The following is a 17,567-nucleotide window of genomic DNA, read 5'->3' as shown; positions in this document are numbered from 1 at the left end:
TATTAACGAGCGGTTAAACGGCAAGTAGCTGTTGATCGCGGACAAACTGATCAAATTCAGTAAAGCCGCCTACATGGGTTTGATCGACAAATACCTGCGGGACAGTGTGAATGGGTTTACCCGCTGTTTTGGCGATATCTTCTTTAGTGACGCCTTCAGAGGGCATATCCACATAGCGATAGCCTTCAATTTTTCCGACTTTTTCCAAATGCTCGGCCAGCTGTTTTGCGCGTACGCAGAAAGGACATGACATCCGACCAAAAATAACCACGAACATAGGTGGTGCTCCTTTACGATAAACTGAGTAAGTTATCAGGTAGACAGTAACTGAAGGGTAAATAGCCGTTTGGCTAAGCGATAAATTCGCGCCCATTGTGGCTGAGCAGAGCTCGTTTCGCCAATAGTAGCTCGCTACACGAACCATTAATGTCCGTTATCACCTGGGAAAACCAACAAGCCTATGCAAACGCTCACCGCTGACCAATACACCTTTCTTACTGATCTGTCGAAAGCGTACCGAGATAGGCACTTGCCATCCATTAAACGAAAAAGTGACTGGAACCCGCGTTTAGGGGTTGATGCGCTATGCTTCCAGCATCATGGCGCTAAGCACATGGTGGGGGCGTTGATTACGCCCTGCGAGCTGTGGCTGGTTGCAGTGCCTGACCACTCCCTGCTGACCGAGACTCTGGCGGATACGCTTACGCTTTCTCTGCCTTCAGGCACATACCCACTATCTCTTGAGCGCTTGCCAGGCGGCTACGGACTCTATAAGCGCGCCATTTTGCGAGATTTAAGCGAGCTGGAGAGCATGCAGGAGGCCGCGAGGCTGGCGCAGCAAATGATGGCGCGTTTAATGCAACCCGATGAAGGGCTCAACGCCTAAGTGCAGCCAGCTATACTGTCAGGATTTCTACAAACAGTATCTTCCATCCACGCAGTGAAAAAGGAAATTACCCATGACTTCCCAAGCCGTTACAACACCGCGAGTTGCGCTGGTAACCGGTACTAGCAGCGGGATCGGTGCCGCTGTGGTTAAGCACTTTTGCGAATTAGGTCATCAAGTGCTTGCCGTCGATTTTAATCCGGCGGGTAAGGCGGTCGCTGAAAAATCCGGCGCGGCGTTCTTTGAGGCGGATCTAACCGATCCCGACGCCTGCCGTGCGGCGGTGGCGGATGCGGTCAAGCGCTTTGGCGGTGTTGATATATTGGTCAATAACGCTGGGATTCAGCACGTTGCCCCGATTGAGACCTTCCCCGAGGAAAAGTGGCGTCAGATTATGGACTTGATGCTAACGGCGCCTTTCTTACTAACACAGGCGGCTTGGCCGCATATGCGTGAAAAGGGTTGGGGACGCATCGTTAACGTGGCCTCGATACACGCTCAGGTGGCTTCACCAGGGAAGGCGGCGTACATCAGTGCCAAACACGGCATGATTGGTTTGACCAAAACGGCGGCGCTAGAGGGCGGTGAACAAGGCATCACCGCGAATGCGGTATGTCCTGCCTATGTGAAAACCCCGTTAGTGGACAACCAAATCGCCGACCAAGCTAAATTGCACGGTATGGATGAGCAGGAGGTCATCGAGAAAGTCATGCTCAAACAGGCGGCCATCAAGCGCTTGATCGAACCTGAAGAGGTGGCGCAATTAGTCGCTTATCTGGCATCCGACGCAGCCGGTGCTGTGACTGGCTCAAGCTTTAATATCGATTTAGGCTGGACGGCGCATTAATTAATCAGTTTGGCCCCGCCAGTGACCTTGATGTGGTTGGCGGGGTGTTTTGTTGCAGGCTTTAACGACGTACGGGGCGTTTTTGTAGTTTGCGCTGCAGGGTGCGGCGGTGCATGCCCAGCGCTCGTGCGGTGGCGGATATATTGCCGTCGTGCTCCTGCAGCACTTTCTGAATATGCTCCCAGGTGATGCGGTTAATCGATGGCGGATTGTCTGCAAGCTCAATATCCGGGTCACCGCTTTGGCGCTCGAATGCGGTTAATACATCGTCGGCATCCACCGGCTTACACAGGTAGTTAACCGCGCCGAGCTTAATCGCCTCCACTGCGGTGGCAATGCTGGAGTAGCCGGTCAGCACCACAATGCGACACTGGGGCACGGTGGCAAGCAGCTCCGGAAGCAGTTTTAAACCTGAGCTGTTTTCCAGTTTTAAATCAAGGGTCGCCATGGTGGGTGAATGCTGCGCGGCCATGGTCAGGGCCTGCTCGGCATCGTGGGCAACTATAACGTCGTAACCGCGGCGCGTAAGGGCACGGTTCAGCACATGACAAAACATTTCATCGTCATCTATGATTATCAGGCGTTGCTCTCGCGTTTGCATGTTGTCCTCAATCCATAACTGGCGGTGCTTGGGGCGGGCGCGATTAAGTTGGCGCTGCGCAGCGGGGCAGCGTGACTTCCGTTAGCGTACCCCCTTCCGGGTGATTATACAGGCTTACACCACCACCAAAGCGATTGATGGTGGCATGGGTTAAAAACAAGCCGATGCCCATGCCTTTGCTTTTAGTCGAAATAAACGTCTCACCCAACTGGTCGGCGATCGACATGGCGACACCTGGGCCATGGTCACGAATATCGATCACCACGCTCTCACTCTGCCAGTCTAAGCGTATGGCAATGTGCTCAGGATTGGCGTCAGCGGCGTTATTGAGCAAATTGGTCAATGCTTGGTCGAGCGTGGCATCGACGGCCAGCCAAGGTCTTCCGCGTTTCTCTGCCACATCGAACTGATGGCTCACATCAGGACGGAGCACCAACCAGCGCTGAACAACCCCCGCTAACCACACTTCTGCATCGAGCACTTCGGGTTCTGCCATACGCCGCCGGTCAGCATTGGAGACCAAATTTTGTAGACGTGATTTGCATACGTCGACCTGCTGGCGCAATAAGTTAATGTCCTGATCAAGCGTCGAATCGGCGGGGGCATCGGCCTGCATCTCTTTGAGGAGGACTGCCATGGTAGAGAGTGGTGTGCCCAGTTCGTGGGCAGTGCCCGCGGCCTGGGTTGCGACCGCCAACACCTGCTCATTGCGCAGGGCCGCTTCCCGAGTGCGGGAGAGCGCCTGATCACGGCTACGCAGCGCGTGAGCCATTTTGTAGATAAAAAAGGTTACCAGCCCCGCAGAGAGGCCAAAGTTAAGCCACATGCCTAGTATATGCAGGCTCAAGGGGCTATCACTGTTGATATGGCCCAGTTGCGGGATGGGGTGGTAGGAGAACATTAAAAAGGTATAGCCCGCCATGGAGCATGCCGCGATGATCCAGGCATGGCGCCAGGGCAGTGTGGCGGCGGCGATGGTAACCGGCACCAGGTAGTAGGTAATAAAAGGGTTGGTGGAACCTCCCGAGAAATAGAACAGTAGTGTTAAGCCGGTGATATCGGCAAGTAAATGCAGCAAATACTCAAGGTGCGTCACCGCGCGGGGACGGCCCAGGCGCCACCAGGTGGCAATATTGAGTACGCCCATTGAAATGACCACGCTCACCACGGCGGTCACCGGTAAATCGAAGGCGAGCAGTTCAACGCCCACCACAATCGCCAGTAAAAAACCCGTCCAGGTGATGCCGCGCACAATAGTCAGTCGCACCAAGTTACGGTTGGGTGTAGAAAGCGGGAGGGGTAGGGCAGTCGGCATGATGGGCTTACTTGGTTTTGGCTTTAAAGCCATGAATGACAGATTTAATCAACAGGGTCATCACGTAGGTTGTCCAGCCAGCCGACGCCAATATATTGAACAGCAGCATTTTAGGCGGCAACCAGGCGCTACCCAATAACGCTTCAAGCATGATGTGGAGGAACATCGCCAGCAGCAACGGCAGAGCCAGGGTATGGATCCACATATCGGTGCGTCGCTTGCGAATATGGTAGCGGCGCAACAGGTAACGCAGTGGCCGATGAGCCCAGCAGAAAACCACTAGAGCACCAATCACCAATAAGCTAGCAAGAGTGGGTTCTGTGCTGCCGATATGAACGGAGAGCGAAATCGACCAAGCGAGGCTTAGCCACATCAATCCTTCCAGGCTGGCAATAATATCCGCATAGCGGCGCACGTTCTGCATAAACAACCGAATCCTTAGCGTCAAAAACTAACTTTTATAAACGACTGCAAAAACTAACCGTTAGATCTGGATCTTGAAAGAGCTGTGTCTCTAAAACAGCGCCGCCATAATACGATACTTGGGCTGGGGTGTGGGCACTTGAGGAGCGGATTTATCCCATCGCGCAATTGCGTATACTGTACATGGCGTATTTTACCCGACTTAACACCACTACAGGACATGCCGTGGACACTGTAACACTGACCCGCCCCGATGACTGGCACCTTCACTTGCGCGACGATGAGGCGCTCAACGCGGTGGTAGGCCATACCGCAGCGCAGATGGGGCGGGCGATCATTATGCCCAATCTCACCCCGCCGGTTACGACTACGGCTCAGGCGCTTGAGTATCGTCAGCGTATTCTTGCTGCCTTGCCAGCGGGCAGTACCTTCGAGCCCTTAATGGTGCTCTATCTCACCGATACAACTCCACCGGAAGAGATCGAGCGCGCGGCACAAAGTGGCATTGTCAAAGCGGTGAAGCTTTACCCGGCGGGTGCCACGACTAACTCCGATTCAGGGGTGACCGATTTGGCCCACTGTGACGCCACTATCGAAATGATGGCTAAGGTTGGCATGCCACTTTTGGTGCACGGTGAAGTCACCCATGCTGAGATCGATATTTTTGATCGCGAAGCGGTGTTTATTGAAACAGTGCTAAAACCGCTGCTGGAACGCCATCCGGCGCTGAGAGTAGTGTGTGAGCATATCACCACCCAGCAAGCCGCAGAGTTTGTTGCCCAGGCACCGGATAATGTGGCCGCCACCATTACTGCGCATCACCTGCTGTTTAACCGCAATAAGATGCTGGTGGGTGGGATTCGTCCTCACTACTACTGCCTGCCCATTCTAAAGCGTGAGCAGCATCGCCAGGCGCTGCTTAAAGCAGCCACCAGCGGTAGCCATAAGTTCTTTTTGGGCACCGATAGCGCGCCCCACTCCCAGGGGGCTAAAGAGTCAAGCTGCGGCTGTGCCGGTGCCTATACTGCCCCCGTGGCCATTGAGCTTTACGCCACCGCCTTCGATGAAATGGGTGCCCTGGATAAGTTGGAAGCCTTCGCCAGCCTGAATGGGCCGCGTTTTTATGGGTTATCGGCTAACGCAGACACCATTACGCTAGAGCGACGGGGTTGGACACTGCCGGAGAGTTATCCTTACGCTCAGGGAGAGAACATTATTCCATTGCTGGCGGGGGAGACGCTTAACTGGGCGGTTAGGTCTTAACAAGCCAGGTCTTAACAAGCGCCGTCGACGCTTTAACGGTCGACGGCTCCAAGCGCTTAGTAAGCCCTGTTAGACGTTGCCAAGTTGCTTAAGCATTTGGTCAACCATGCGCGATGAGTGGTCGGCGGCCACTTCCAGAAATTCATCGAAGGAGAGGTGGTTGTCGCCACTGCCAGGAATGTCAGAGAGCGCGCGGATCACCACGAAGGGGCACTGGTAGAGGTGGCACGTTTGAGCAATGGCTGCGCCCTCCATCTCTACCGCAAGCATGCTAGGGAACTGGGCACGGGTAGCGTCTACCCTTGCAGGGTCAGCCATAAAGGCGTCACCGGTGGCGATCAAGCCTTCGCGTACCTGGACTTCACCTAACGAGGCGATGGCATTACGCGCCACCTCTCGCAGCGATTTGTCGGCCAAGTAGGCGGCGGGCATCCCTGGCACTTGGCCTATCTCGTAGCCAAATACCACGGCGTCGACGTCGTGATGGCGTACTTCGTCTGAAATGATTACATCGCCAATGGCTAAATCGGCGGCAAAGCCACCGGCGGAACCGGTATTGATAATGGCATCGGGCTGATGGCGCTCTAATAAAATAGCCGTGCCTACTGCGGCATTGACCTTACCAATCCCTGACTGCAGCACAATGACCTCAAGGCCGTAACGCGTGCCGGTATGGAAGACAAAACCCGCGTGCTCGTAGCGTTGGGGATTGTCCAACTGACTCACCAAGGTGCTCACTTCCTGCGCCATTGCGCCAATAATACCAATACGCTTCACTGCGCCATGCTCCTACATTAAAAGTGGTGTTGTTTAACTCAGGCGTGCTCTAGGGGAGCTAAATCGTGCTTCTCGGCGGCTTCAAGGGTATTTTCCAGCAGAGTAGCTACGGTCATCGGCCCCACGCCGCCAGGTACGGGGGTGATAAAGCTGGCGCGTTCGGCGGCGGTGGCAAAATCAAGATCGCCTTTTAACGTGCCATCCTCCTGACGATTGATGCCTACGTCGATCACGATAGCGCCCGGCTTAATCCATTCGCCTTTCACGATACCCGGCTTGCCGACGGCCACGACCAGGATGTCGGCGCGGCTTACGTGATCTTCAAGGTTGCGGGTAAAACGGTGACATACGGTGGTGGTACAGCCTGCCAGCATCAGTTCCAGCGCCATAGGGCGGCCTACAATGTTAGAGGCGCCCACAACGGTGGCATCTAAGCCGCGTAGCGCAATATCGCTCTGTGCCAGTAGGGTCATGATTCCTTTCGGCGTGCAGGGGCGTAGGGCGGGCATACGCTGCGCTAAGCGGCCAATGTTGTAGGGGTGAAACCCATCGACGTCTTTGCCAGGCAGAATACGCTCTAAAATGGGCTCGGCATCGAGATGCTTGGGCAGTGGCAGTTGAACCAAGATGCCATCAACGGTCGGGTCGCTGTTGAGCTGATCAACCAGGGCTTCCAGTTCATGCTGTGAGGTTGTAGCGGGTAGGGCATGCTGAAAGGAGAGAATGCCAGCTTGTTCGCAGGCGCGGTGCTTATTGCTGACATACACATGAGAGGCGGGATCGTCCCCGACCACAACCACGGCTAGTCCCGGTGCCCGTCCGCCGGTTTGACGGCGTGCAGCGATCTTTTCGGCAACCTGTTGGCGGACAGTAGCAGCGATGGCTTTGCCATCGATTAGTTGGGCGGTCATGTAATGGAGTCCCTGTGAATGTTAAAAATAGCCTAGGCATTAAAGCGCTCAAGCCACAGCGCTTTAAAGGCGGTAATTTTCGCACGCTGGAGCATCCAGGCAAAGCGCCTTCACGAACAATCACTTTAATGGTTGACTTTAAAATTAAAAATAGTAATATATGCCTCGCTTGAGACGGGCAGCACGGTAGCGTCTAAGGTGATAAAAATCGGGATGTAGCGCAGTCTGGTAGCGCGCCTGCTTTGGGAGCAGGATGTCGGGGGTTCGAATCCCTCCATCCCGACCAATCACTTAGCATGAAAGGTAGTAGTTTGCTTTTCCAAGCTGCAGTTGTGGTCTAGTGCTCATCGGTATTCGTATTATATGAATACTATATGTGCGCCCATAGCTCAACCGGATAGAGCAACGGCCTTCTAAGCCGTAGGTTGCGGGTTCGATTCCTGCTGGGCGTGCCACCTAATTCAGTGGTAACAACCTGTCAGAATCATATCTTCAAGCGCATGCTATTTGTTCTACGTAAGATTGTCTTTGGTGGGTGTAGCTCAGGGGTAGAGCCCCGGATTGTGACTCCGGTGGTCGTGGGTTCAAATCCCATCATCCACCCCAGTGACAATATTTGCGTTTCCAGTTTTAGGTTGTGGTGGGTGTAGCTCAGTGGTAGAGCCCCGGATTGTGACTCCGGTGGTCGTGGGTTCAAGTCCCATCATCCACCCCATTACCCCAGCATATATCGCTTCTGCTATTTTTAATTTCCTTTTAGTTTACCCCTTCTTTTAGAGAGTATGCCCTTAACTGGGGTTTTTGTGTTTCTGGCTTTTAGACTCCCCCTTTATTGTAGCTAGCGCGGCATCACCTTAATGCGGTTACCCGCCATATGGGTGAGCGGCTCAGGCCTGCCCAGCAAATACCCCTGCGCGTAGTTGATTCCCATGTGGTGCAAAATATCCAGCGTTGCCTGGGTTTCCACAAATTCAGCAATGGTTTCAATTCCTAACGCCTTGCCGACGGCATGAATCGCCTCAACCATCGCCCGATCAATCGGATCCTGATGCACATTGCGGATAAAATTACCGTCAATTTTCAAATAATCGACGGGCAACTGCTTCAAATAACTAAAAGAGGAGAGGCCGGTACCAAAGTCATCCAGTGCAAAGCGACAGCCGTACTCTTTAAGGGTGACAATTATTTCACTCACGCTTGAGAGTTGGGCAATGGCGGTGCTTTCGGTAATTTCAAAGCAGAGCGTGCCGTGGGGCAGGCCTGCCATGGCGACCTGAGTAATAAGGTCGTGACAAAAATCCGCATCGGAAAGCGACGCACCTGAAAGATTGATCCCCCATAAGCTGTGAGGTGGCAGCGTCGCATGGCGGTTTTGATCCCCTAGCCAGGCTAGGGTGTTACGAATCACCCAGCGGTCAATGCGCTCCATAAAGTGATAACGCTCGGCAGCGGGTAGAAAGCTACCTGGCGCGATGATCTCTCCATGCTCTTCAAGTCGCAGCAGAATTTCCCGGTAGCCAGGGCCAGTGGCGCAAATGGCTGCAATGGGTTGGGCGAAAAGACGGAAGGTGTCGTTATCCAAGCCATTTTGCAAGCGTTGTACCCACTGCAGTTCGCCGTGTTTCTCCAGTAATGCATGATCGTCAGGCTGATAGCAGTGGATGCGATTGCGGCCTGCCTCTTTCGCGGCGTAGCACGCAGCGTCAGAGGCGTGGAGAGCCTGGCTCAACTGCATGGGCTGAGCGGCGTTGAGTTCAACCAAACCAATGCTTACGCCGATACCAAAGGTATGGCCCTGCCAAGAAAAACGATACTGCTCAATATCGCAGCGTAACGCTTCCGCAATCGTCAATGCTCGCTCTATACCGCAATCGGGTAGCAACAAAGCGAATTCATCGCCACCCAGGCGGGCGGCGATATCGCTGCTGCGCACATGGTCTTTAAATTTTAACGCCAATTGGCGCAGCAGCTCATCTCCAGCGAGATGGCCGCAGGTGTCATTGACGATTTTGAACTGATCGAGATCCAGGTAACACAGCACATGGTGGCCATCGTCGCGATTAAGTAGCGCAGTCAGTGCTGATTCGAAGGCGCGGCGGTTGAGCAGGTCGGTCAGGTTGTCATGGCTGACCTGATAGCTCAGCTGTTCGGTCAACTGGCGAGTGAGGCTAACATCCTGAAAAACGACCACTGCACCTAAGGTAATGCCGCTGCGCGAACGTATTGGTGAAGCGCTGTGTTGGATGGGGGTATGCGAGTGATCACGACTGACCAGTAGGCAGTGCTCGGTGGAGTGCACCGGAGTTAGTTGAGTGAGCACTTGCCGGGCCGGGTTGTTTAGCGGTTGGCCACTGGCTTCATCGAGTAGTTGATACACCACGTAAATGGGTTTATCCATGGCCTCTTCGAGTGTCCATCCGGTCAAGCGCTTAGCTTCCGCATTGATAAACGTTACGTTGCCACTAGCGTCGCAGGTAATAACGCCATCACCGATCGATGCCAGGGTAGTACGGGCAAGGTCGCGTTCGCGGTTTAACTGCTCCTGCAGCTGTTTGCGCTCGGTAATATCGCGCACCATCCCTGAGCGCTCTGACGCGGAACCGCTGGCTCCTTCGCTGACTTGTATTTCCAGGTGGCGCACCTGCATATCTGCGCAGCGGCGTTTAATTTCATGGCGTGCTCCGGGGCTGAGGGAGCGGGTTGGCAATAGCTGCGAGACAGGTTGGCCAATAATCTGTTTGGCGTCGACCTCGAAGAGTTGCTCCGCTCCAGGGTTAAGGCTGGTCAGGGTGCCGTCTGCCTGCCAGGTAATCACGCCATCGCGGAGATTGCGAAGCATCACGCGGGTATGTCCAACGGCGCTTTCAAGGGCAGCGGTTACGCGATTATAGCTCGCCGCTATTTCGCCCACTTCGGTAAACGGGTCGGCGTCAATTCGCTGGCGCATATCACCCTGCTGTTCATGCTGGCGCATATGCTCAAGCAGTTGGTTCAACTCATTTTTGGCGCCATGCTCGGCGAGATTGAGGCCCATCTTTTCTGCTTCAGGTGAGACGCGTATGGGCAGGAAGCGCCGGGTAATGCGGAACAGTAGCCAGGCGCTGCCAAAGCTCCAAACGCCGCACACCACAACACCGATCAACTGAACGCCAAACTGAGCGGATCGCGACAAGCCACTATCCATCAGTGTTAAGTCAGCGACCCAGGGCAGTGCTAGCGTACCCCATACGCCCGCGACGAGGTGCGAGGGTATGGCGCTGACTGCATCATCAATATGTTTGCTTATCAGCCATTCGCTGGTCAGTACCATCAGTACGCCACTAACCGCACCCAGCCCAAATGCCGCCGATAAGGAGATCACATGAGCGCTGGCGGTGACGGCGACCAAGCCCGCAATGGCGCCATTAATCGCATACATAACGTCGGCGTAGCGCCGAGTGCGTAGCCCCATCAGCATGCCCGAAAGGATGCCGCCGACGGCGCCCAAAACAGTATTGGCTATTATGCTGGGTATTTGCTCGGTAACGGCCAGGGTGCTACCGCCGTTAAAGCCAAACCAGCCTAAGATCATAAACAGTGCGCCTAACATGGCGAGGGGTAAGTTGCCTGAAGGGAAGGCAGTAGGTGGTTTACCGTGGCTGAAGCGTCCGCTGCGTGGCCCAATACACAGTACCGCTGCCAGGGCGACCCCAACCGCCTACGCTATGTACGACCGTGGAGCCCGCAAAGTCGACAAACCCTAGCGCCCCTAACCAGCCTTCCGCGCCATCCAAAAGCCCGCCCCATGCCCAATGCCCAAAAACCGGATAGATAACCAAGGCTATCCAGAGGGCCGTCCAGGTATAGGCTAAAAAGGGCATACGTTCTGCCACTGCGCCCGACACAATGGTAGCGGCGGTGGCGCAGAACATTGCTTGGAAAATAAAAACGGTAATCACCCAGTGGCTGGAGGCTTCTAATTGCCAACCAAACAGCGTTGTGCCGATTAAGCCGTGGTGAGAGTCGCCAAACATGAGACCAAAACCGACTAACCAAAAAATACTGACGGCAATGGCAAAGTCCGCTACGTTTTTCATAGCGACGTTGATAGCATTCTTGGTGCGCGTAGTGCCCGCTTCCAGGCAGAGAAAGCCAGCTTGCATCACAAATACCAGAGCAGCGGCCCAGAGCACCCAGAGCATATCGAGCAACGAGCTGTCCAAATTTAGCGTGGTAGGCATGGTGTTTTCCTTAGTATCTTTTGGTGCAAGTGCGCTTCTTTTTGGTGCTTTGTTTGTTTTAAGCGGAAGGAGGGGGAACCGTTGCACCGGTGCTAACTGACTGCTATTCAGGTTTCCTAATAGAAACTAAGCAATTGTTATGCCGCTAATAGTGAAGTCATCCTTTTTAACGCTAATGGCAGCATTAATTACTGATTTTTAGAAATAAAATAGCGTTTTCTACTGTGTTAATGCGCATTGATTGGTGATATTTTTCAATTAGTTATAGATCTTCAATTGTGGTTCATAAACGCTGAAAAGGGAGTGCATCAAGATGGCGCGTCAAACGGTAGTTTTGGGAGCAGGCATGGTCGGTGTCAGCATTGCCTGGCATCTGCGCCAGCGTGGGCATGAGGTGACCCTGGTAGATCGCCTTCAGCCTGGCCGCGAAACCTCGTTTGGCAATGCGGGTATCATTCAGCGGGAAGCGGTAAGGCCTTACCCTTTTCCCCGCGACGTTAAAACGCTCCTCAGCGTTTTACCTAACCGTCGGGTAGATATTCGTTACCGCCCCGCGGGTATGGTCAACGCCGCCTCCCCGCTATTGCGCTACTGGATGAACTCAGCGCCGAAGACTTACCAGAAAATCGTGCCGGAATACGCCTCACTGATTCAGCTTTCGCTAAAAACCCACGGCCCGATGATTGAAGCCGCAGGCGCTGATCACTTGGTGCGCAGGCAGGGGTGGCTTGAGCTATATCGCACGCCTGAAAAACTTGCTGCGCGGATAACCGAGGCCGAAGAAGCACGGCGCCTTTATGGCGTGCAGTTTGAGCAACTGGATAAGGCGGCTCTTGCGCAGAAAGAGCCCTCTTTGAGTGACACCATTATCGGCGCAATTCACTGGCTTGATCCCTGGACGGTTGCTGATCCAGGTGGATTGGTCGCGGCTTACGCCCAAGCGTTTAGTAATGATGGCGGGCGTATTTTGCAGTCGGATATCAAGTCGGTTCAGCAAATGGGTGATCGCTGGCAGGTCAATACCGCTGCTGAAGCGTTAGAAGTAGATGACGTCGTCGTGGCGCTAGGGCCCTGGGCGGGAAGCTGGCTAAAAGAATTGGGCTACCACTTTCCTACCTTTGTAAAACGTGGCTACCACATGCACTACGCGCCTCAAGCGCCAGCCAAGCTAAATTTCTGGGTTATGGATGCCGAGGTGGGCTACCTGCTGGCGCCGATGAACGCAGGGGTTCGCTTGACTACCGGCGCTGAGCTGGATCGCTTGGATGCGCCTGCTGATGTCAATCAACTGGGCGCCGCCGAGAAAGTGGCACGCAGCGTGTTCCCCTTGGGCGAGCGACGCGATGACGCCCCTTGGAAAGGCGCGCGCCCCTGTTTGCCCGATATGAAGCCAGTGATTGGGCCTGCGCCAAGGCATCCAGGGTTGTGGCTTGCCTTTGGCCATGGCCATCAGGGGTTCACTCTGGGGCCCGCCACTGGTCATCTAATGGCGGATATGATGGAGGGGCAGCCCACGGCCATCGATATGGCACCATTTCGTGCTGATAGGTTCTAACTAGCGCTTTATTTATTAATGATCAGGCGAGTTAGGCCGATAGTAATAGACGCTAGCACCAGTAATAGAGACGGTATCTTTGCGCGTGATCTAATGCTTTGCTAGTTTATAAGTACATTTGCACACCATGAGGTGGATATATGGATGTAGGCATCAGCAGTTCAGTCAGTGCATCGCTGTATATGAATCAGGCGCAAACCGCCGAACAGGCTCAAATGCAGGTTTTCAAAGAAGCTTTGGATACGCAAGCTGATCAAGTAACTGAAATAATGGCCTCTGCCGATACTGGCGCGCAACCAGATTTAGCTAAAGAGGGCACCCTAGGTACGCAGGTAAATACCTTCGCCTAGCCCCCGGCTTTGGTGGTGGTTAACATCGGCCTTGTGCCACTTTGTAAGATTAAAACGCTGACTTGTTCAGCGTTTTTTTTGGCCTTTTTCAAGAGCGTCACATTTGACGCCACCCGCGACAAAAGCCGCCTCCAAGCGTTACAATTGTCGCAATGGACATGGCTCAACGCGCGGTGGCCAGTTAGCGAAAGCTGCTGAGTGAGTGCTGCGAATGAGACCCTATATTTGAAGAGGCACAATGAAAGAGACTCAATTAGCCCGTGAAGCCGAGCTTCGCAGGACATTCGCTATTATTTCGCACCCCGACGCCGGTAAAACCACCATTACCGAAAAAATGCTGCTATTTGGGAATGCCATCCAGTTAGCCGGCTCGGTGAAGAGCAAGCGTAACGATCGCCATGCAACGTCAGACTGGATGAAGATGGAGCAGGAGCGGGGGATCTCGGTAACGACCTCGGTGATGCAGTTCCCCTACGGCGGCCGCATCGTCAATCTGCTGGATACACCGGGTCACGAAGACTTCTCTGAAGATACCTACCGTACGCTTACGGCGGTTGACTCTGCCTTGATGGTGATCGACGGCGCCAAAGGTGTTGAGGATCGCACCATTAAATTGATGGAAGTGTGTCGTCTGCGCACCACGCCGATCCTCACTTTCATCAACAAAATGGATCGCGATATCCGTGATCCCATTGAGGTGATGGATGAAGTTGAAACGGTACTGAATATCCAGTGTGCGCCGATGACCTGGCCGATTGGCATGGGTCGCCACTTTAAGGGCGTTTATCACCTTTATAACGACGTGATTCATCTTTATACCCAGGGGCAGGGTAGCCGCATTCCCGAGGATAAGCGCATTGAGGGTTTGGATAATCCCGAAGTGGATGCTGTGCTTGGAGAAGAGCAGGCCGAAGAGCTGCGCATGGAAGTCGAGCTGGTGCGCGGTGCCTCCCATGAGTTTGATCTGGATGCTTACCGGAGGGGTGAGCTTTCACCGGTCTATTTCGGTACCGCCATGGGTAACTTTGGTGTGCGTGAAATGCTTGACGGTTTTGTCGAGTACGCGCCGCCGCCCCAGGCCCACGAAACCGATACGCGGGTAGTCACATCTGATGATGAGCGCTTCACCGGCTTCGTGTTTAAAATCCAGGCCAATATGGATCCCAATCACCGCGACCGCATCGCTTTTTTGCGCGTCTGCTCGGGTAAGTACGAAAAGAACATGAAGATGCGCCATGTGCGTATCGGCAAGGACGTTAAGATTGCCGACGCCTTGACCTTTATGGCCTCCGACCGCTCCCAGGTAGAAGAGGCTTGGCCCGGCGATATTATTGGCCTGCATAATCACGGCACGATTCAGATCGGCGATACCTTTACCGTGGGCGAAGATATGCGCTTTACCGGCATACCCCACTTTGCGCCTGAACTCTTTAAGCGTGTGCGGCTGAAAGACCCGCTGAAAATGAAGGCGCTACAAAAAGGCTTGCAGCAGCTCTCCGAAGAGGGCGCTACCCAGGTCTTTATGCCCATGGACAACAACGACCTGATTCTCGGCGCCGTAGGTACCCTGCAGTTCGATGTGGTCGCCCACCGTCTCAAGGAGGAGTACAAGGTCGACTGCCTCTATGAAGGTGTCAATGTCCAGACAGCTCGCTGGGTCTACTGTGAAGATGCCAAAAAGCTGGAAGAGTTCAAGCGCAAGGCCAGTGCCAACCTGGCGATCGATGGTGGTGGTTATCTCACCTACATTGCGCCTACCCGGGTGAACCTGCAGATGACTCAGGAGCGTTGGCCGGATATTCGCTTCCAGCCGACCCGTGAGCACTAACATGTATAGGTAGTCCCATGCTGGTTGATGCCCACTGTCATCTCGATTTTACCCAGTTTGATAAGGATCGAGCGGAGGTGTTTGAGAGTGCCAAGGCAGTGGGTGTGGCGCACTTGGTGGTGCCGGGCACTACCCGTACCCGCTGGCAGCAGGTGCTGGCGCTTGGCGCACGATCGGATACCGCGGTATGCCTGGGGTTACACCCTTACTTTGTCGATGAGCATCAAACCGAGGATATTAACGCGCTTGATTCTCTGCTTGGCGAGCATCCTGAAGTGGTTGCCGTGGGTGAGTGCGGTATTGATGGTCGTTTTACCGATACCCTTGAAGCTCAGTGGTACTACTTTGATGTCCAGCTAAGATTGGCCAAACAGCATGCACTCCCAGTGGTGATTCACTGCGTCCACGCCAATGACAAGGTCGCGAAGCGCCTTCGCCAGCTTGCGCTTCCCAAAGCGGGGTTGATTCACGCCTTCTCAGGTTCCATTGAGCAAGCTAACAAGTTTCTCGACTTGGGTTTCAAGCTGGGATTGGGTGGCGTAGTCACCTACGAGCGCGCCAAGCGCTTACGTCGAACCGTTGCGGCGCTACCTGATGGTGCCTTTGTGCTGGAAACCGACAGCCCCGATATGCCGCTTAGCGGCTATCAGGGCATGCGTAATGAGCCATGTCGAGTGGCTGAGGTATGCAGCGTTGTTGCCGCACTGCGCGGGCAAACAGAGGAGCAGGTCGCAGCTCAGAGCAGTAATACCGCCGCGACGCTGTTTGGCTTGCCTTCAACCTAAATAACCTAGCAAGAAACGCCTAGCCCTAGAGAAAGCCTAGCCGTTAAGGCTAACCGCTAGCTGTTCCGGGTCAACGCGCTCAATTGCATAGGGCAATGGGAGAAGGGTAGCTGGCACCCCATCTAAATAAAGTTGCATAGTTTCTTCGGCGACTTTGGTGCTCATGACTGCCAGTAATTCGACGCCGCCTTGATGATTAAACGCACTGACCACCACTTCACCTACCGCTTTATCGTCACTATTAACCACGCTAGCACCTGCTGCGGGCAGTGAGTCGGCTTCTAAGCTAATACGCATCAAGCGCTTTTTCACCTGACCACGGAAGTGTGCTCGGGCGACGACTTCCTGGCCGGTGTAACAGCCTTTTTTAAAGCTAATGCCGCCCAGCGCTTCCCAGTTCAGCATTTGGGGCAGGAAGTGATCCTGTTGGGTATCGGTTAGCCACGCCAAACCGCTACGAATATCCTCAAGCTGCCAAGCGTTACGGCCCGCTTGGTCATCCTGAGCCGACGCTAAATCGACCTTGCTGTCGTTTGCGAAACACAATAGCCAGCGCGGTGTCTCACCAGGGTAGCGGATTGCGCAGGCCTGATCGTTGCTGGTATGGGTGCCTACTTGATCAGCTAGCGTCAGGCCCAGCTGATTCGCAAGCGATTGGGCCTCATCGCTGGCACCAATGAATACTAGGTCGCGTTGGCTGGTTAGTTCAGCACGGTAAAAAGCGGCGAATTTTTTAAGATGACTCTCTAGGCTATCCAATAGGGTATTACTGAGCAGTAGCCGATAATGCTCTTCGCCCAAGCGCATTAGCTGGGCGTTGGCCAGCATGCGGCCCTTAGGCGTGCAGAAACAGGTGAGCGGCGCAAAGTGCCCGTCGGCCAAGCTGACTTGGGCGCTGGTCTGGCCCTGTAGGAACTTTTCTGCATCCGCCCCCTTCACATCCAGCGCGGCTAAGTGGTTAAGGCGGACGCTGCCAAGGGCGGGGGTGCTAGCGGTAACGGTCGCCATAAAAACTCCTGCAAAAGTGGGAAAGCGTTCGATAGTGATGCATTCAGTACGTAAAAGTAAAAGTGCCTTGAATGCTATTAGGTGTGGGCAGTCGTCACTGATTGCAAGGCACCATTAGCGTGCTAGACTCTTTCTCTTGTATCAGTTTTGCACAGGGCAACAGGTAGGGAAACGCTATGGCACAGCAGTCGTTGACATTCCAGGGTGTTAAATCGGTCGATCAGGTGAACAAAATCACCACGGCGCTCATGATGCTTGATGGCGTTGATAGTGCCGAAGTGGGGCGCCATGGTGCCGATGTGGACGGTCGGGCAAAACGCGAGACGCTGATTAATGCCATTGAAAAACTCAAGCTAGGCGTAAAGGTATCCTAATGCACCCTCCCATTACCGTGATCAGTGAACGCAACCATGTCTTTAGGCAGCGAGTTGAAGTCAATGGCTTGGAAGATCTATATGCCGATGTGCCACCGATAGTAGGTGGCGAGGGCAGTGCCCCTGATCCCCACGACTATTTCGATATTGCTCTGGGTACCTGCAAGGCGGTTACCGTGCAGATGTACGCCAAGCGTAAAGAGTGGCCGCTTGAGGGTATTACCGTCACCGTGCAGCGGGACGATAGTCAGGAAAAAAAGGGCATCTACAAGCTAGACGTGGCATTAACACTGCACGGTATTGAAGACCCCGAACAGCGCGCCCGGCTGGAAGATATTAGCCACCGCTGCCCGATTCAACGCCTGATGACCCAGTCTACGGTCGAGATCGCCACCCGGTTAGTTTAAATTATATCTTTTATAGG

At 54.1% G+C, this 17,567-nt stretch carries 18 protein-coding genes and 4 tRNA genes; 13 read left to right on the top strand and 9 right to left on the bottom strand.

Annotation, left to right across the window (positions count from 1 at the left end; genetic code table 11):
* Window positions 1-13 precede the first annotated feature (13 nt).
* On the bottom strand, window positions 14-277 hold the full coding sequence (locus tag HZS52_RS17160; protein ID WP_022523512.1) for a GrxA family glutaredoxin: 264 nt from the start codon (window positions 275-277) through the stop codon (window positions 14-16).
* Window positions 278-460: 183 nt separating this feature from the next.
* On the opposite strand from HZS52_RS17160, the gene hybE reads away from it, so the two are divergent.
* Together hybE and HZS52_RS17150 are read left to right on the top strand one after the other, a co-directional pair.
* On the top strand, window positions 461-886 hold the full coding sequence (gene hybE, locus HZS52_RS17155) for a [NiFe]-hydrogenase assembly chaperone HybE (protein ID WP_190373218.1): 426 nt from the start codon (window positions 461-463) through the stop codon (window positions 884-886).
* Window positions 887-959: 73 nt separating this feature from the next.
* The gene (locus tag HZS52_RS17150) at window positions 960-1,733 is read left to right on the top strand and encodes a 3-hydroxybutyrate dehydrogenase (protein WP_022523510.1); all 774 of its coding nucleotides are present in this window, start codon (window positions 960-962) and stop codon (window positions 1,731-1,733) included.
* 61 nt (window positions 1,734-1,794) lie between these two features.
* Here the strand turns inward: HZS52_RS17150 and HZS52_RS17145 are convergent, their stop codons facing one another.
* The 3 genes from HZS52_RS17145 to HZS52_RS17135 are packed head-to-tail and all read right to left on the bottom strand — an operon-like array spanning window position 1,795 to window position 4,073.
* Entirely contained in the window at window positions 1,795-2,334 is a 540-nt protein-coding gene (locus HZS52_RS17145; protein ID WP_138801027.1) for a response regulator transcription factor, read from the bottom strand.
* A 43-nt stretch (window positions 2,335-2,377) separates the two neighbouring features.
* Entirely contained in the window at window positions 2,378-3,649 is a 1,272-nt protein-coding gene (locus HZS52_RS17140; protein ID WP_027959404.1) for an ATP-binding protein, read from the bottom strand.
* A 7-nt stretch (window positions 3,650-3,656) separates the two neighbouring features.
* Window positions 3,657-4,073 carry a hypothetical protein gene (locus tag HZS52_RS17135; protein ID WP_022523508.1) on the bottom strand — a complete coding sequence of 139 codons (417 nt, stop codon included), beginning with the start codon at window positions 4,071-4,073 and terminating at the stop codon, window positions 3,657-3,659.
* 224 nt (window positions 4,074-4,297) lie between these two features.
* Here HZS52_RS17135 and pyrC point away from each other — a divergent pair, with 224 nt between their 5' ends.
* Window positions 4,298-5,335, top strand: a complete 1,038-nt coding sequence (gene pyrC, locus HZS52_RS17130; RefSeq protein WP_022523507.1) for a dihydroorotase — start codon at window positions 4,298-4,300, stop codon at window positions 5,333-5,335.
* 69 nt (window positions 5,336-5,404) lie between these two features.
* Here the strand turns inward: pyrC and mtnN are convergent, their stop codons facing one another.
* Entirely contained in the window at window positions 5,405-6,112 is a 708-nt protein-coding gene (gene mtnN, locus HZS52_RS17125) for a 5'-methylthioadenosine/S-adenosylhomocysteine nucleosidase (RefSeq protein WP_009286676.1), read from the bottom strand.
* A gap of 38 nt (window positions 6,113-6,150) precedes the next feature.
* Window positions 6,151-7,023, bottom strand: a complete 873-nt coding sequence (gene folD / locus HZS52_RS17120) for a bifunctional methylenetetrahydrofolate dehydrogenase/methenyltetrahydrofolate cyclohydrolase FolD (RefSeq protein WP_009286677.1) — start codon at window positions 7,021-7,023, stop codon at window positions 6,151-6,153.
* Window positions 7,024-7,232: 209 nt separating this feature from the next.
* Between folD and HZS52_RS17115 the strand changes: the two genes are divergently transcribed.
* From HZS52_RS17115 to HZS52_RS17100, 4 genes are all read left to right on the top strand, one after another.
* Window positions 7,233-7,309 (top strand) — tRNA-Pro (locus tag HZS52_RS17115).
* A gap of 92 nt (window positions 7,310-7,401) precedes the next feature.
* Window positions 7,402-7,478 (top strand) — tRNA-Arg (locus HZS52_RS17110).
* Between the two features lie 76 nt (window positions 7,479-7,554).
* A tRNA-His gene (locus HZS52_RS17105) sits at window positions 7,555-7,629 on the top strand.
* 34 nt (window positions 7,630-7,663) lie between these two features.
* Window positions 7,664-7,738, top strand: a tRNA-His gene (locus tag HZS52_RS17100).
* A 123-nt stretch (window positions 7,739-7,861) separates the two neighbouring features.
* Here the strand turns inward: HZS52_RS17100 and HZS52_RS24470 are convergent.
* Both HZS52_RS24470 and HZS52_RS24660 read right to left on the bottom strand, forming a co-directional pair.
* Window positions 7,862-10,687, bottom strand: coding sequence for an EAL domain-containing protein (locus HZS52_RS24470; protein WP_263366058.1), 2,826 nt, complete (start codon window positions 10,685-10,687; stop codon window positions 7,862-7,864).
* Window positions 10,653-11,243 carry an ammonium transporter gene (locus HZS52_RS24660; protein WP_263364935.1) on the bottom strand — a complete coding sequence of 197 codons (591 nt, stop codon included), beginning with the start codon at window positions 11,241-11,243 and terminating at the stop codon, window positions 10,653-10,655. The genes HZS52_RS24470 and HZS52_RS24660 overlap by 35 nt, the downstream gene beginning before the upstream one ends.
* Window positions 11,244-11,556: 313 nt before the next feature.
* Between HZS52_RS24660 and HZS52_RS17090 the strand changes: the two genes are divergently transcribed.
* From HZS52_RS17090 to HZS52_RS17075, 4 genes are all read left to right on the top strand, one after another.
* Entirely contained in the window at window positions 11,557-12,798 is a 1,242-nt protein-coding gene (locus HZS52_RS17090) for an NAD(P)/FAD-dependent oxidoreductase (protein WP_190373217.1), read from the top strand.
* A 140-nt stretch (window positions 12,799-12,938) separates the two neighbouring features.
* Window positions 12,939-13,148, top strand: coding sequence for a putative motility protein (locus HZS52_RS17085; protein WP_022523503.1), 210 nt, complete (start codon window positions 12,939-12,941; stop codon window positions 13,146-13,148).
* Window positions 13,149-13,386: 238 nt separating this feature from the next.
* On the top strand, window positions 13,387-14,976 hold the full coding sequence (locus tag HZS52_RS17080) for a peptide chain release factor 3 (RefSeq protein WP_138801030.1): 1,590 nt from the start codon (window positions 13,387-13,389) through the stop codon (window positions 14,974-14,976).
* Window positions 14,977-14,993: 17 nt separating this feature from the next.
* On the top strand, window positions 14,994-15,761 hold the full coding sequence (locus HZS52_RS17075) for a TatD family hydrolase (RefSeq protein WP_190373216.1): 768 nt from the start codon (window positions 14,994-14,996) through the stop codon (window positions 15,759-15,761).
* 36 nt (window positions 15,762-15,797) lie between these two features.
* Here the strand turns inward: HZS52_RS17075 and ygfZ are convergent, their stop codons facing one another.
* Window positions 15,798-16,769: a CAF17-like 4Fe-4S cluster assembly/insertion protein YgfZ gene (gene ygfZ / locus HZS52_RS17070; protein WP_138801032.1), complete on the bottom strand. Its 972-nt coding sequence runs from the start codon at window positions 16,767-16,769 to the stop codon at window positions 15,798-15,800.
* 176 nt (window positions 16,770-16,945) lie between these two features.
* On the opposite strand from ygfZ, the gene HZS52_RS17065 reads away from it, so the two are divergent.
* Window positions 16,946-17,143, top strand: coding sequence for a hypothetical protein (locus tag HZS52_RS17065; RefSeq protein WP_007114205.1), 198 nt, complete (start codon window positions 16,946-16,948; stop codon window positions 17,141-17,143).
* Entirely contained in the window at window positions 17,143-17,550 is a 408-nt protein-coding gene (locus tag HZS52_RS17060; protein WP_022523500.1) for an OsmC family protein, read from the top strand. The genes HZS52_RS17065 and HZS52_RS17060 overlap by 1 nt, the downstream gene beginning before the upstream one ends.
* Window positions 17,551-17,567 lie beyond the last annotated feature (17 nt).

Origin of the sequence: Vreelandella titanicae (assembly GCF_014697095.1) — a bacterium.
GTDB classification, from domain to species: Bacteria; Pseudomonadota; Gammaproteobacteria; order Pseudomonadales; family Halomonadaceae; genus Vreelandella; species Vreelandella titanicae.
Note: the sequence above shows the minus strand (reverse complement) of the source record. Positions and strands in the feature narration are given on the sequence as shown.